This window comes from Streptomyces griseomycini (assembly GCF_014203535.1).
In the GTDB taxonomy this organism is placed as follows: domain Bacteria; phylum Actinomycetota; class Actinomycetes; order Streptomycetales; family Streptomycetaceae; genus Streptomyces; species Streptomyces griseomycini.
The window spans coordinates 25,501-39,558 of sequence record NZ_JACHJI010000007.1 but is presented as its reverse complement, the minus strand read 5'-3'; the positions used below and the strand labels follow the sequence as shown (position 1 = coordinate 39,558).

Genomic DNA, 14,058 nt, shown 5'->3' with positions numbered 1-14,058 from the left:
ACCCGTCAGCCGAGGGCGACGACCGCCTCGTAGTACTTCTTGGCCGTCTTGAGGCATGCGGACTTCAGCTTCTTCCGCTGCGACGGCGTGTACGGGTCGGCCCAGAACTTCTTCCCGCAGACGAACTTCATGTCGGTGTGGAAGGCCTTGTCGATACGGGGCTTGTGGTAATTCTTGAAGGCCTTCTTGCCGACGGTCTTCTTGTAGTTCCGGTAACCGAAGTCGTGGCGGTAGCAGGCGAACGTGAAGTCGTAGCCGCCCGAGATTTTCTCGGGTGCCCCGGAGCAGTAGTCGGTCCCCCAGTCGAAGCGGTACTTCTTGATGGACGCCTTGCCCTTCTTGTGCTGGGTGAGCGCGTCGAACCAGCGGTCCCTCGACGCGCCCGAGTTGCCCGTGAGGGAGCCCAGCTTCTTGACCTTCTGGGCCTTGGTCACCATGGGGCCGACCTGAGCGGTCACGGTCTCGGCCGGCGCGTCGGAGGCGGCGACGGCGGGGGTCACACCGGTCACGAGGAGGACACCGGAGAGGGCTGCACCGGGGAGGGCCAGACGTAGCGTGTTCACGACTCCCGTCCTTTCTGTTCGATGACTGTTCGAGGTCTGTTCGAGGTGGCGGCAACGATGGCACGCCCTCTTCCCGTCGGGCAATCGTTAATTCCGTGACGACTCCGGGACCGAACCGGAATTGAATAATCCGCGGCCCCTGACCAGCAATGACCGAAGAGGGCCGCTACGGTATGCCGGTTGTGCTATATGCGGCGGACGGAATATTCGCCAGGATTGCCGCGGCCCGTCGCGGCGTCCGCGGGCGAGCTCAGATCTTGCTCAAGTGGAGGGAGCCCCCGGCCGCTTCCCGCATAGCCTGACCGCGTTCTTCGGAGGCTGAATACGACTGTTGCGCAGTAAACATTCGGGGAGTGGTTGTCATTCACGGACCGCGGGGGAAATATCAGGAAACAAGGGGCATCGCCGAGAAATTACCGGGACCCTCGGCGAGGGAGTCGATCGAGGAGTCCCTGGGTCGGGCGGTACGCCGCAGGCGCGAGGAGTCCGGGATGACACAGGTGGACCTGGCCGCCCGCTCCGGCCTGACGCAGGCCGCCGTCTCCCGGCTCGAGTGCGGGCGGAACATGCCGACACTGCCCCTGCTGGAGCGGATAGCGGAGGCATTGGGCGCGGTGCTGTACCTGACGGTGCGACCGGGGCGAGGCGTGACCATCTCCTTCCTCGGTCCGGAGGAGGCACGAGCCGCCGAGGACGGCACTGCTCTGACCAGGCAGAACCCGTACCGGTCACGGCCGGTGCACCTCGCGGGCCACGCATCTCGCCACCGCCCGGCACCAGGTCCCGCCCCGGGGCCGCGCCCGGCGGGCTGACCGCCCGGGACGTCACCGGGGGCCCGACGCCGAGCGCCTCCGGAGGGGGCCGGCGGCGGGTCCCCGGCTTCCGGGGCCGCACGGTGGTTCCGGCGGCAGCGTGGCTGCCGCCGGGGACGGCGTGGGGGCGGACGGCCGCCGGGACGCCCGCAGCCGGGCCACGTGCCCGGGGAACCCGGCCGGCGGCGGAGCGGTGCGACGGGTGAGCGCGCCCGCCGCGGGAATCCGGTGTCGTCGGCACACCACGGCGGGCAGTCGTACGCTGGACACCCCCGGCCCGCAGCGCGCGTCGGGCCCGTCGTGTTGCACACCCCCGGACGGAAAGCGCCCCGAATGAGCCTGCACGGTCTGCTCGACGCCGTCGTCAAGGACACCGCCCTCGCGGAAGCGATCTCGGCGGCCTCCGACGGCAACCGCATGCACGTCGACCTGGTCGGCCCTCCCGCGGCCCGCCCCTTCGCGGTCGCCGCCCTGGCCCGGGACGCGGGCCGCCCCGTCCTGGCGGTGACGGCGACGGGACGCGAGGCGGAGGACCTGGCCGCGGCGCTGCGCTCCCTGATCCCGCCGGAGGGGGTCGTGGAGTACCCGTCGTGGGAGACGCTGCCGCACGAGCGGCTCAGCCCCCGCAGCGACACCGTCGGCCGCCGCCTGGCCGTGCTGCGCCGCCTGGCCCACCCCCGCCCCGACGACCCCGAGACCGGCCCGGTCTCCGTCGTCGTGGCGCCCGTGCGCTCCGTACTCCAGCCGCAGGTCAAAGGGCTGGGCGATCTGGAGCCCGTCTCCTTGCGGACCGGGCAGAGCGCCGACCTGAACGAGGTCGTCGAGGCGCTCGCCGCCGCCGCGTACGCGCGCGTGGAGCTGGTCGAGAAGCGCGGCGAGTTCGCGGTGCGCGGCGGCATCCTCGACGTGTTCCCGCCCACCGAGGAACACCCGCTGCGGATCGAGTTCTGGGGCGACGACGTCGAGGAGATCCGCTACTTCAAGGTCGCCGACCAGCGGTCCCTGGAGGTCGCCGAGCACGGCCTGTGGGCGCCGCCGTGCCGTGAGCTGCTGCTCACCGAGGACGTACGGGCACGCGCGCGTGCCCTCGCCGAGGCCCACCCCGAGCTCGGCGAACTGCTCGGCAAGATCGCCGAGGGGATCGCCGTGGAGGGCATGGAGTCCCTCGCGCCGGTCCTGGTCGACGACATGGAGCTGCTGCTCGACGTGCTGCCCGAGGGCGCCATGGCCGTCGTGTGCGACCCGGAGCGGGTGCGCACGCGGGCCGCCGACCTGGTGGCGACGAGCCAGGAGTTCCTGCAGGCCTCCTGGGCGGCCACCGCCGGGGGCGGCGAGGCGCCCATCGACGTCGGCGCGGCCTCCCTGTGGTCCATCGCGGACGTCCGCGACCGGGCGCGCGAGCTGGACATGATGTGGTGGTCGGTGTCGCCGTTCGCCGCCGACGACGCCCTCGAGGAGGCCGACACCCTCAAGCTCGGCATGCACGCCCCCGAGGCCTACCGCGGCGACACCGCGCGGGCGCTCGCCGACACCAAGGGCTGGCTCGCCGACGGCTGGCGCACGGTGTTCGTCACCGAGGGCCACGGCCCGGCCTCCCGCACGGTCGAGGTGCTGGGCGGCGAGGGCGTCCCGGCCCGTCTGGACAACGACCTCGGCGAGCTCAGCCCCTCCGTCGTGCACGTCTCCTGCGGCTGCATCGACCACGGGTTCGTCGACCCGGTGCTCAGGCTCGCCGTGCTCACCGAGACCGACCTGACCGGGCAGAAGGCGGCGGGCCGCGACGGCGCCCGGATGCCGGCCCGGCGGCGCAAGACCATCGACCCGCTCACCCTGGAGGCGGGCGACTACATCGTCCACGAGCAGCACGGCGTCGGCCGGTACATCGAGATGGTGCAGCGCACCGTGCAGGGCGCCACCCGCGAGTACCTGGTCGTGGAGTACGCCCCCGCCAAGCGCGGCCAGCCCGGCGACCGCCTCTACATCCCCACCGACCAGCTGGAGCAGATCACCAAGTACGTCGGCGGCGAGGCGCCCACCCTGCACCGCCTCGGCGGCGCGGACTGGACCAAGACCAAGGCGCGCGCCAAGAAGGCCGTCAAGGAGATCGCGGCCGACCTGATCAAGCTGTACAGCGCGCGGATGGCGGCGCCGGGCCACGCCTTCGGCGCCGACACCCCCTGGCAGCGGGAGCTGGAGGACGCCTTCCCCTACGCGGAGACGCCCGACCAGCTCACCACCATCGCCGAGGTCAAGGAGGACATGGAGAAGTCGGTCCCCATGGACCGCCTGATCTGCGGCGACGTCGGCTACGGCAAGACCGAGATCGCGGTGCGGGCCGCCTTCAAGGCCGTCCAGGACGGCAAGCAGGTCGCCGTCCTCGTCCCGACGACGCTGCTGGTGCAGCAGCACTTCGGGACGTTCAGCGAGCGGTACGCGCAGTTCCCCGTCAACGTGCGGGCGCTGTCCCGCTTCCAGACCGACACCGAGGCGAAGGCGGTCCTGGAGGGCCTGCGGGACGGCTCGGTGGACGTCGTCATCGGCACCCACCGGCTGTTCTCCTCCGAGACCAAGTTCAAGGACCTGGGCCTGGTCATCGTCGACGAGGAGCAGCGCTTCGGCGTCGAGCACAAGGAGCAGCTGAAGAAGCTGCGCGCCAACGTCGACGTGCTGACCATGTCCGCCACCCCGATCCCGCGCACCCTGGAGATGGCGGTCACCGGCATCCGCGAGATGTCGACGATCACCACCCCGCCGGAGGAGCGCCACCCGGTGCTCACCTTCGTCGGCCCCTACGAGGAGAGGCAGATCGGCGCCGCCGTCCGCCGCGAACTGCTGCGCGAGGGCCAGGTCTTCTACATCCACAACCGCGTCGAGTCGATCGACCGCGCGGCGGCGAGGCTGCGCGAGATCGTGCCCGAGGCGCGGATCGCCACCGCCCACGGCCAGATGTCGGAGTCGGCGCTGGAGCAGGTCGTCGTCGACTTCTGGGAGAAGAAGTTCGACGTGCTGGTGTCCACGACGATCGTCGAGTCCGGCATCGACATCTCCAACGCCAACACCCTGATCGTCGAGCGCGGCGACAACTTCGGCCTCAGCCAGCTGCACCAGCTGCGCGGCCGCGTCGGCCGGGGCAGGGAGCGCGGCTACGCGTACTTCCTGTACCCGCCGGAGAAGCCGCTGACCGAGACCGCGCACGAGCGCCTCGCGACCATCGCCCAGCACACGGAGATGGGCGCGGGCATGTACGTGGCGATGAAGGACCTGGAGATCCGCGGCGCCGGAAACCTCCTCGGCGGCGAGCAGTCCGGGCACATCGCGGGCGTCGGCTTCGACCTGTACGTGCGGATGGTCGGCGAGGCGGTCGCGGACTACCGCAGGCAGCTGGAGACCGGCGGGATCGAGGAGGAGCCGCCGCTCGAGGTGAAGATCGAGCTGCCCGTCGACGCGCACGTCCCGCACGACTACGCCCCCGGCGAGCGGCTGCGGCTCCAGGCGTACCGGGCGATCGCCTCCGCCAACACGGAGGAGGACATCAAGGCCGTGCGCGAGGAGCTCGTCGACCGCTACGGCAAGTTGCCGGAGCCGGTGGAGAACCTGCTGCTGGTGGCGGGCCTGCGCATGCTCGCCCGCGCGTGCGGCGTCGGCGAGATCGTCCTGCAGGGCACCAACGTCCGCTTCGCCCCGGTGGAGCTGCGCGAGTCCCAGGAACTGCGCCTCAAGCGCCTCTACCCCGGCACGGTCGTCAAGGCGGCCGCCCACCAGGTGCTGGTGCCGCGTCCCAAGACCGCGAAGGTGGGCGGCAGGCCGCTGGTCGGGCGCGAGCTGCTCGGCTGGGTCGGGGAGTTCCTGACGTCGGTCCTGGGGTCGTAGGACGGCACCGTCCCGGGCCGCGGGAAGGCGCGGGGAAACGCGGAGGGCACGGAAAGCGCGGGAAGCCGTCCACGGGGACGTCGCCGTGGACGGCTTCTGCGGTGAACAGGGGCCGGCGCGACCTCGGGTCGACGCGGGACCTACGGCTGGTCGGGGCGGTCGCGGTCCATGCCGAGACGGCGTTCGGCCTGCTGCTGCCCGGTGTCGACCTGCTGCTCGTACTTGCCGCCGGTCCTCTCGTTGACCTTCTTCTCGGCGGTGTCCGAGGCGTGCTTGGCCTTCTCGCGTGCCGTCTTGTTGCCCTTGAGCTTGTCGAAGATACCCATGCAGAGCTCCTTCGGATGGTGACTCAGAAGAGACGATACGCGCGACAGGCGAGGAATGCCCGTTTGGGCCATGTATGGTCTGGACCTTTCGCTCGTTACGGTGGAGCGGACGTCACCGGGCATCGCACGGTCCGGGCGGGGGCAGGCGACAGGGGAGCGAGGGAGGACGTCGTGGCGGGGTACGGAAGGCGGGGCCGGGCGGTCGGACGCACCGGGGCGGCGGTGTGCGCCGCCGTCGTGCTGCTCGCCGGCTGCCAGGGGATCCAGGACGGGGACTCCCCCGCCGGTGACGAGAGCGGGGGCGCCGCGGCGGACGGGCGGGCCGCCGGCCCGCTGGACAACCCGGACGGGACGAAACCGGGCCTGGCGCCCGTGACGGGCGAGGCCGACAGGGCGGAGGCCCGCGAGCTCATCGAGACGGTGCCCACGAGGGGACGCGGTCCGAGGACGGGCTACGACCGGGACGACTTCGGGTACGCGTGGATGGACACGGCCGACGGGGTCCCGCTGGCCCGGAACGGCTGCGACACCCGCAACGACCTGCTCCGGCGCGACGGCCAGGACCTCCGCTTCCGGTCCGGTTCCGACTGCGTGGTCATCGCCATGACCCTGGCCGACCCCTACACCGGCAAGACCATCGAGTGGCGCAAGCAGGAGGCCGCCGAGGTGCAGATCGACCACGTCGTGCCGCTCTCCTACAGCTGGCAGATGGGCGCCTCCCGCTGGCCCGAGGACAAGCGGGAGCGGCTGGCGAACGACCCCCTCAACCTGATCCCGGTCGACGGCCCCGCCAACTCGGCCAAGGGGGACTCCGGTCCGGCGGCCTGGCTCCCGCCGAACAGGTCCGTGCGGTGCGCGTACGCGGTCCGCTTCGCCCAGGTCGCCGTCAAGTACGAGATGCCGGTGACGTCGGCCGACAGGCGGATGATGCTGGCGCAGTGCGGCGGCTGAACGGCGGCCGGGCACCGGAAACCCGTTCCGCCGCGCGCGGACTCACGTCTACGGTGACGCCATGGACTTCAGGGTTTCGAGCCTCGCGGACCGCCCCCTCATGGCGCAGCCGGTGCGGGACATGGCGGACACCTGGCCGCAGTTCGTGCTCGAGGACCTCGTGGGCGCCGCGTACTTCCCGCGCATCGCCGCCGAACTGCCCGAGTACGTGCTGTTCGCCGAGGACGCGCGGGGCGAGGTCGTCGCCACCGCCCACAGCGTGCCGTTCGCCCTCGGTGCCGAGGGCCGTGGGGAGCTGCCCGCGCGCGGCTGGGACGAGGTCCTCGTGTGGGCCTTCTCCGATCTGCGCCGCGGGGTCCGCCCCGACACCGTCAGCGCGATCTCGGTCTCCGTCGCCCCGCACGCCCAGGGCCGCGGACTGTCCGCGCTGATGCTCTCCGCGATGCGCGACAACGCCCGCCTCCACGGCTTCCGTGAGGTCGTCGCCCCCGTCCGCCCGAGCGCCAAGCACCTGGAACCGCGCACCCCCATCGAGGAGTACGCCCGCCGGGTGCGCCCCGACGGGCTGCCGCACGACCCCTGGCTGCGCGTCCACGCCCGGGCCGGCGCCACCCTCGCCTCCGTGGCGCCGGCGTCCATGACGGTGTCCGCCGCGCTGGAGGAGTGGCGCCGCTGGACGGGCCTCCCCTTCGACGCCGAGGGCGACGTCGAGGTGCCCGGGGCGCTGGTGCCGGTGCGCTGCGAGCCGGCCCGCGGACACGCGGTGTACGTCGAGCCGAACGTGTGGATGCGGCACCCCCTGTGAGCGGCCCGGCGGGGACGCCCCGCGGGCGGGTCAGCCCAGGGCGTCCAGGTCCAGGACGTCTCCGGCGGGCTTGTCGGCCGGGACCGGCTCGTCGTAGTCGGCGAAGGAGATCGAACCCGGGTCCGCGGCGGACGCGCTGTCGATCCGCAGCAGGTACGGCTCGCCCTCCGTGGCGACGTAGACGGTGTAGCGGTCCCTGCCCTCCCGCTCCTCCAGCGTGATCGCGGGCGTGCCGTCGACGGTCGTCGTCTTCCCCCGGGTCGCCTCCGACCGTTCGTCCTCCAGGTCCCCGAGCACCAGGTCGAGGTCGCAGAAGCCGGCGATGTCCCCGGCGTCCGCGCCCTTCGCGGACGTCTTGGTCCACTTGCCGGCCAGCAGGGCCACGGCGGCGTCCACGTCGGCCTCGGGCTCGCCCTTGCTCTGGGCCCGCAGGAACGCCTCGTCGTACTTCATGTAGAGGGTGTCGCCGGTCTTGATCAGCTCGGCCTCGCCCTGGCCCTCCAGGCCCATCGTGCCGGCGCACTCGCCCTGCTCGTTCAGGGCCATGTCGATGTGGATGGTGCCGCCGGTCTCCTCGTCGGGGACGTCGCCCTTCATCCGCAGGGACGAGGCGCCGGTGGTGGCCTTCAGGGCCCGTTCCGCGATCTCGCCGCCGGTCAGTCCGGCGAAGGGTTCCTCCTTCGGCTCCGGGGAGCTCTTCCGCTCCTTCGCCGTGTTCTGTCCGGCCGAATCGCTCGAGGTGCCGCTGTTCGCCCCGCCCTCGCCGCCACAGCCGGTGAGACCGGCGGTGGCCACGGCGGCCAGGCAGAGGGCGGCGAGTGCGGTGCGACGCATGGTGGGTCCCCCCGGAGTTCTCGGTGAACGGATGGTGAGCACGGGTCAGAACTCGCCGTTGCCGAGCAGTTCGCCGTCGGCGTCGTAGACGGTGACGAGGCCGTTCTCGCTCTGCTTCCAGTCGGCGAACGCGGAGGCGATGAGCTTGGCGGGGCCCGTGCCCTCGCCCATGACGCCGCCGGTGAAGTCGGTGTAGACGTCGGCGGTGTCGAGGATGTCGTTCTGCTCGTCGGCGCCCTGGACCTTGGTGACGTGCGCGACGGCCTCCTTCTCCTGGGCCGTCCCGTTCTTCTGCACGAACGCCTTGAACTGCTCGGACTGGGACGCCTTCTCGGCGCCCTTGTCGTCGGCGGGCTTCGCGTCGGACCCGCCCCCCGACTTCGCGCCGCCGGACTGCCGCTCCGCGGACGCCGAGGAGCCCTTGCCGCCGGTTCCGCCCTCCGTGTCACCGGAGTTCGCCGAGACGGCACCGATGACGACGATCCCCACGACGGCGCCCAGCGCGATCTTGCTCTTCATGCCCATGGCTGTGTCCCTCCCGACGCGGCAACCGCCACCTGCCGACGGCTGCTCGTTCACGGGGTCAATCACAGCAGAGACTGTAAACCGAGTCAACACGGTTCACATTGACAAGTGAGTGCACGCTCGTGAACCCCTGGATCTTGCACGCATCGGTATGCTCGTCGCCACACAGGGAACAGAGGGGGAGCGGGGCGAGTGCCGGGAATGCAGGACAGCACGACAGAAGTGACCGCCGCCGGGATCGCACGGCTGGCCGGGGTCGGCCGCGCCGCCGTCAGCAACTGGCGCCGTCGGCACGCCGACTTCCCCAAGCCGGTCGGCGGCACCGAGACCAGCCCCTCGTTCGCCCTCGCCGAGGTCGAGCACTGGCTGCGCCGGCACAGCAAGCTCGCCGAGGTCCCCCTGCGGGAACGCGTCTGGCAGCAGCTCGCCGGCCACCCCGACGGACCGGTCACCGCCCTCACCCACGCCGGCTGCGTCCTGCTCCTGATCCACGACCGCTCCCCCGTCTGGCTGGAGGTGAGTTCCGGCTCCGACGAGCGGCTCGCCGCGATGCTGCCCGGAGCGCTGGACCACGTGCTCGCACCGAGGCTGGGCGGGGTCGCCGGATCGCGTGTGAACAGTGCGGGCGCTGTGAACACCCCCACCGCTCCCCGGTTGCTCCCCTCCGTCCCCCTCCTCCGCGGAGCCGCCGAGCTCGCCGCCGAGCTGGGCGCCCGGCAGACCTTCGAGTTCCTGCTCGGCCGGCACCTCGACGCCCATCCGCGCCAGTACACGCTCACCCCCGCCGACCTCGCCGGTCTCATGGCCGACCTGGCCGGCCCCGCCCGCACCGTCCTGGACCCGGCCTGCGGCACCGGCGCCCTGCTGCGCGCCGTCGCCCCCCGCCCCGACCAGCGGCTGTACGCGCAGGACAGCGCCCCCGAACTCGCCGCGCTCACCGCGCTCCGCCTCGCCCTGCACACCCGCGCCCCCGTGCACGCCGCCGCCGGCGACACCCTGCGCACCGACGCCCACCCGGGGGTGCGGGCCGACGCCGTCCTGTGCCACCCGCCGTTCAACGAGCGCAACTGGGGGCACGACGAACTCGCCTACGACCCGCGCTGGGAGTACGGCTTCCCGGCCCGCACCGAGTCCGAACTGGCCTGGGTGCAGCACGCGCTCGCCCGGGTGCGGGACGGCGGCACCGCCGTGCTGCTGATGCCGCCCGCCGCCGCGTCCCGCCGTTCCGGCCGCCGCATCCGGGCCGACCTGCTGCGCCGGGGCGCACTGCGCGCCGTCGTCGCGCTGCCGGCCGGCGCGGCACCCCCGTACAACGTCCCGCTGCACCTGTGGGTGCTGCGCCGCCCCGAACAGGCGCCCGCGCACCCGGAGGTGCTGCTCGCCGACGCGGGGCGGTTCACCGGCGAGGGACGCGGCGGGCCCGACTGGCAGGGGGTGCGGGAGGCGGTCCTCGACGCGTGGCGCGCCCACGACCGGGCCGGCCGCCTCGACGAACGTCCGGGACTCGCCCGCTCCGTGCCCGTCATCGAACTCCTCGACGACGACGTCGACCTCGCCCCGGCCCGCCACCTTCCGCCCCCGGCCGCGGCGGACGGCACCGGCCTCCTCGCCGAGGTGCACGAGCGGCTCGGCGAGACGCTGCGGCTGACCGCCGAGCTCACCCCACCGCCCGTGGACCCCGCGCGGCCCGCCGCCCCCGGGCGCCGGCCGCTCACCACCGTCGGCGAACTCGCGCGCGCGGGCGCGCTGGTGGTGCGCACGGGCGGAAACGGCGGGCACGCGCGCGTGCCCGTCCTCACCGACCACGACGTCCTCTCCGGCACCGGCCCCTCCGGGACGCTCCCGGAGAGCGACGAGGAGGCGGTGCTCACCGAACCCGGCGACGTCGTCGTCCCCGTGCTCGGCGGCGGCTCGGTCGCCCGGGTGATCGACGAGGCGACCGCCGGGGCCGCGCTCGGCCGCAACCTCGTGCTGCTGCGGCCCGACCCGGCGGCGCTCGACGCGTGGTTCCTCGCCGGGTTCCTGCGCGGCACCGCCAACAACCGCCAGGCCAGCAGCTACGCGTCCACCGCCACCCGGCTCGACGTACGGCGCCTCCAGCTGCCCCGGATCCCCCGGGACGAGCAGCGGCGCTACGGCGCGCGCTTCCGGGACCTCGACGCGTTCGAGCGGGCGCTCCGGCGGGCGGGCCGGCTCGGCGAGCAGCTCGTCCGCGGGATGTACGACGGTCTGACCGACGGGACGATCGCGCCCGACTGAGCCGGTACGGCAACGGTTCGGTACATCCCGGGACCGGTTGTCCCCATCGGCCTATACGCTCGGACCCTCATCCGAGTTCCCATCGGCTACACCTGTCCAGGAGCAGTCATGTACGGCCACGGCGCGACGCCGCCCACCCGCAGCGCGGCAACGGTCATCACCCTGCGCGTGCTGTTCGTCGCCGCCGGTTTCCTGTCGTGCGGCCTGCTGGCCTGTGTGCCGCTGTTCCGGATCGCGTTCCTGCGGGGGCGGATCCTGGACTGGACACTGGCCTGGGTGAGCATCCCGGTGTCGATCACCTGCCTGGCGGTGGTCGGTTCGCTGCCGGAGACGGACCCCCGGACCGACGTCGCCCTGGCCGCGGTCCTGATCCTCGGCGCGGCCGCCGGCGCCTACTTCCTGACCGTGGACATACGCCTCCACCGGCAGCCGTACCCGTACGCGGTCCAGGCGCCGCCGTCGCCCCACGCCACGACGATGCACTCCCCGGGCGTCCACTCCCCGTACGGCTACCCGCAGCCCGCCTCGCCGTACGCGCCCACCCCCGTGCCGCAGCCCCCGGCGCCCCACACCCCGGTCCCCCACACCCCGGTCCCCCACACCCCCGTACCGCAGCCGCAGCGTCCCGCGCCCGCCCGGATCGACCAGGTGCGGGCCGAACTCGACGAACTCAGCGACTACCTGCGCCGCCAGGACGGACAGAGCGGGCAGCACGGCGACCACGAAGGCGGAAGGTGACCGTGACGGCGGGACGTGTCGTCGCCGGCCGCTACGAACTGTCCACGCTCATCGGACAGGGCGGCATGGGACAGGTCTGGACGGCCTACGACAAGCGGCTGGACCGGCGCGTGGCGGTGAAGCTGCTGCGTCCCGACAAGGTGGCCGGGCAGGAGGCCGACGAGCTGCGCCGCCGCTTCGTGCGCGAGTGCCGGGTGACCGCCCAGGTCGACCACCCCGGCCTGGTCACCGTGCACGACGCGGGCAGCGAGGGCGAGGAGCTGTTCCTCGTCATGCAGTACGTCGACGGCGCCGACCTCGGCGACCACCTCGCCGAGCACGACCCGTACCCGTGGCAGTGGACCGTGGCGGTGGCCGCGCAGCTGTGCGCCGTGCTGAGCGCCGTGCACGCCGTGCCGATCGTCCACCGCGACCTCAAGCCGCGCAACGTGATGGTGAAGCAGGACGGCACCGTCACCGTGCTCGACCTCGGCGTCGCCTCCGTCATGGACAGCGACACCACGCGCCTGACGCACACCGGCTCGCCCATCGGCTCGCCCGCCTACATGGCCCCCGAGCAGGCGATGGGCGGCGCGGTCGGCCCGTACACCGACCTGTACGCGCTCGGCGTGCTCATGCACGAGCTGCTCAGCGGCGACGTGCCGTTCGCGGGCTCGACGGCGCTCGGCGTGCTGCACCGCCACCTGTACGAGCCGCCGGTGCCGGTGCGCCGGATCCGCCCGGAGGTCCCCGAGGCCCTGGAGACACTGGTGCTGCGGCTGCTCGCCAAGGACCCGCAGCACCGCCCGGGCTCCGCGCAGGAGGTCTACGAACACCTGGCGCAGCTGCTGCCCGCGCGGGGCACGCCCACCGGGGCGCCCCTGGACCCCACCCGCCCCTTCCTGCGCCCGCACGCCCCCTGGCCGGACCGCGCACGCACGCCCGCGCCGCAGCCCGCCCCCGCCGCGCCGCCCGCGCCGGTGGCGGAGAAGGCCGACGTCGCCGCCGCGGTCGACGAGGTCAAGCGACTGCTCGGCGAGGGCCGCATCACCCAGGCCGTCGACATCCTCGGCGCGATCCTGCCCGTCGCCGCCGAGCAGCACGGCGAGCACTCCCCGGTCGTCCGCACCCTGCGCAAGCAGTACGCGGCCACCCTCCTGGACGACGGCCAGTACCGGCGCGCGCTGCCCGAACTGCGCCGCCTCGCCGACGAACGCGCCGCCGAGGCCGGCCAGGCCGACCCGCAGGCGCTGCGCCACCGCTACGAGGTCGCCCAGTGCCTGGAGCAGCTCGGCGAACCGGCGGCGGCGCTCGCCGAGTACCGGGCGCTGCTGACGTACTACGAGAACCGGTACGTGGCCGTCGGCGACCCGCAGCTCGCCCACGACGTCCGCCGCCGCGTCGGACACCTCCTGCTCGCCCTCGGCGACCGTGCCGCCGCGCACGACACGCTGGTCCGGCTGCTGCACGACGTGGAACGCGTCCAGGGCCCCGGGCACCCGATGGCCGCGGAGATCCGGCGGACGCTGCAGTGGCTGGGGCAGGTGCGCGGCTGACCGGCGCCACCCCGACGGGTGCCGTGCCGGTGCCGACGGGTGTCGTGTCGGTGCCGCGCCGGTGCCGGAAGTCGTCGTGAATCGTTGGTCGAATGGGTTGGCCAGAGCTTGGCCGATGCCTACCATCGATCACCGCAAGACTTTGTGCACCGCCGCACAAACTCTCCTCGGGAGGTTTCCTTGCACCGCCGCCGTCGCACCGCGCTCCTGCTCACCGCCGCGATCGCCGCGGCGGCGCCCCTGCTCACCGCCTGCGGAAACGATGCGCATCCGGGCGCGGCGGCCGTCGTCGGCGACCAGCGGATCACCGTGTCGCAGCTGGAGGACCGGGTCGACGAGGTCCGCGAGGCCCAGCGGGCTGCCGTACCGGACGAGGCCCAGTACGAGCAGGTCGTCGCCCGCACCGGAAGTCTCACCCGCGACACCCTGCACAGCATGGTCCTGGACCGGGTGCTGCAGCACGCCGCCCGGGACGCCGGGGTGACCGTCACCCCCCGGGAGGTCCAGCGGATGCGGTCCGGGCTGGAGGAGCAGGCCGGCGGCCCCGAGGCGCTCGAGACGGCCTGGCTGCAGCAGTACGGCGTGCCGCCGCAGCGCCTCGACGAGAACCTCCGGATCCAGCTCGAGGCCCAGAAGCTCGCCGAACGGCTGGGCACCGAGACCGGCCGGCCCGAGTTCTGGCAGGCGCTGTCCGAGGCGGGCGAGGACCTCGGCGTCGACCTCAACCCGCGCTACGGCGCCTGGGACGCCGAGAAGAGCAGCCGCGTCGACGCCCGGACCCCGTGGGTGCGGGACGTCACGTCGGCCGGGACCCAGCAGCCCCTGTGACGTCCGGGCCGC

At 73.1% G+C, this 14,058-nt stretch carries 12 protein-coding genes; 8 read left to right on the top strand and 4 right to left on the bottom strand.

Going from position 1 to position 14,058, the window contains the following annotated elements; genetic code table 11:
* Positions 1-5: 5 nt before the first annotated feature.
* Positions 6-563, bottom strand: a complete 558-nt coding sequence (locus FHS37_RS20410) for a phospholipase A2 (RefSeq protein ID WP_184823334.1) — start codon at positions 561-563, stop codon at positions 6-8.
* A gap of 353 nt (positions 564-916) precedes the next feature.
* On the opposite strand from FHS37_RS20410, the gene FHS37_RS20405 reads away from it, so the two are divergent.
* The gene (locus FHS37_RS20405) at positions 917-1,375 is read left to right on the top strand and encodes a helix-turn-helix domain-containing protein (protein WP_268254587.1); all 459 of its coding nucleotides are present in this window, start codon (positions 917-919) and stop codon (positions 1,373-1,375) included.
* 333 nt (positions 1,376-1,708) lie between these two features.
* A complete protein-coding gene (gene mfd, locus FHS37_RS20400; RefSeq protein ID WP_184823330.1) occupies positions 1,709-5,245 on the top strand; it encodes a transcription-repair coupling factor in 3,537 nt (1,178 codons plus the stop codon).
* Positions 5,246-5,385: 140 nt separating this feature from the next.
* Here the strand turns inward: mfd and FHS37_RS20395 are convergent, their stop codons facing one another.
* Entirely contained in the window at positions 5,386-5,571 is a 186-nt protein-coding gene (locus FHS37_RS20395) for an antitoxin (RefSeq protein ID WP_184823328.1), read from the bottom strand.
* A 171-nt stretch (positions 5,572-5,742) separates the two neighbouring features.
* Here FHS37_RS20395 and FHS37_RS20390 point away from each other — a divergent pair, with 171 nt between their 5' ends.
* The gene (locus FHS37_RS20390) at positions 5,743-6,522 is read left to right on the top strand and encodes an HNH endonuclease family protein (protein WP_184823326.1); all 780 of its coding nucleotides are present in this window, start codon (positions 5,743-5,745) and stop codon (positions 6,520-6,522) included.
* A 61-nt stretch (positions 6,523-6,583) separates the two neighbouring features.
* The gene (locus FHS37_RS20385; protein WP_184823323.1) at positions 6,584-7,327 is read left to right on the top strand and encodes an N-acetyltransferase; all 744 of its coding nucleotides are present in this window, start codon (positions 6,584-6,586) and stop codon (positions 7,325-7,327) included.
* A gap of 30 nt (positions 7,328-7,357) precedes the next feature.
* On the opposite strand, the gene FHS37_RS20380 is transcribed toward FHS37_RS20385, so the two are convergent.
* Positions 7,358-8,161 carry a hypothetical protein gene (locus FHS37_RS20380; protein ID WP_184823321.1) on the bottom strand — a complete coding sequence of 268 codons (804 nt, stop codon included), beginning with the start codon at positions 8,159-8,161 and terminating at the stop codon, positions 7,358-7,360.
* 45 nt (positions 8,162-8,206) lie between these two features.
* Positions 8,207-8,686, bottom strand: a complete 480-nt coding sequence (locus FHS37_RS20375) for a hypothetical protein (protein WP_184823319.1) — start codon at positions 8,684-8,686, stop codon at positions 8,207-8,209.
* A gap of 201 nt (positions 8,687-8,887) precedes the next feature.
* On the opposite strand from FHS37_RS20375, the gene FHS37_RS20370 reads away from it, so the two are divergent.
* The 4 genes from FHS37_RS20370 to FHS37_RS20355 all read left to right on the top strand — a co-directional run bounded on the left by FHS37_RS20370 (position 8,888) and on the right by FHS37_RS20355 (position 14,046).
* The gene (locus FHS37_RS20370; RefSeq protein ID WP_184823317.1) at positions 8,888-10,945 is read left to right on the top strand and encodes an N-6 DNA methylase; all 2,058 of its coding nucleotides are present in this window, start codon (positions 8,888-8,890) and stop codon (positions 10,943-10,945) included.
* A gap of 108 nt (positions 10,946-11,053) precedes the next feature.
* Positions 11,054-11,683, top strand: a complete 630-nt coding sequence (locus tag FHS37_RS20365) for a hypothetical protein (protein ID WP_184823315.1) — start codon at positions 11,054-11,056, stop codon at positions 11,681-11,683.
* 38 nt (positions 11,684-11,721) lie between these two features.
* The gene (locus FHS37_RS20360; RefSeq protein WP_221500096.1) at positions 11,722-13,218 is read left to right on the top strand and encodes a serine/threonine-protein kinase; all 1,497 of its coding nucleotides are present in this window, start codon (positions 11,722-11,724) and stop codon (positions 13,216-13,218) included.
* Between the two features lie 180 nt (positions 13,219-13,398).
* Entirely contained in the window at positions 13,399-14,046 is a 648-nt protein-coding gene (locus tag FHS37_RS20355) for a SurA N-terminal domain-containing protein (protein ID WP_184823309.1), read from the top strand.
* Positions 14,047-14,058 lie beyond the last annotated feature (12 nt).

Excerpts from the sequence above, each read along its gene's own strand:
- FHS37_RS20385 (WP_184823323.1), top strand. The coding sequence starts at position 6,584 with ATGGACTTCAGGGTTTCGAGCCTCGCGGACCGCCCCCTCATGGCGCAG.
- FHS37_RS20375 (WP_184823319.1), bottom strand. The coding sequence starts at position 8,686 with ATGGGCATGAAGAGCAAGATCGCGCTGGGCGCCGTCGTGGGGATCGTC.
- FHS37_RS20395 (WP_184823328.1), bottom strand. The coding sequence starts at position 5,571 with ATGGGTATCTTCGACAAGCTCAAGGGCAACAAGACGGCACGCGAGAAG.
- FHS37_RS20370 (WP_184823317.1), top strand. The coding sequence starts at position 8,888 with ATGCAGGACAGCACGACAGAAGTGACCGCCGCCGGGATCGCACGGCTG.
- FHS37_RS20380 (WP_184823321.1), bottom strand. The coding sequence starts at position 8,161 with ATGCGTCGCACCGCACTCGCCGCCCTCTGCCTGGCCGCCGTGGCCACC.
- mfd (WP_184823330.1), top strand. The coding sequence starts at position 1,709 with ATGAGCCTGCACGGTCTGCTCGACGCCGTCGTCAAGGACACCGCCCTC.
- FHS37_RS20365 (WP_184823315.1), top strand. The coding sequence starts at position 11,054 with ATGTACGGCCACGGCGCGACGCCGCCCACCCGCAGCGCGGCAACGGTC.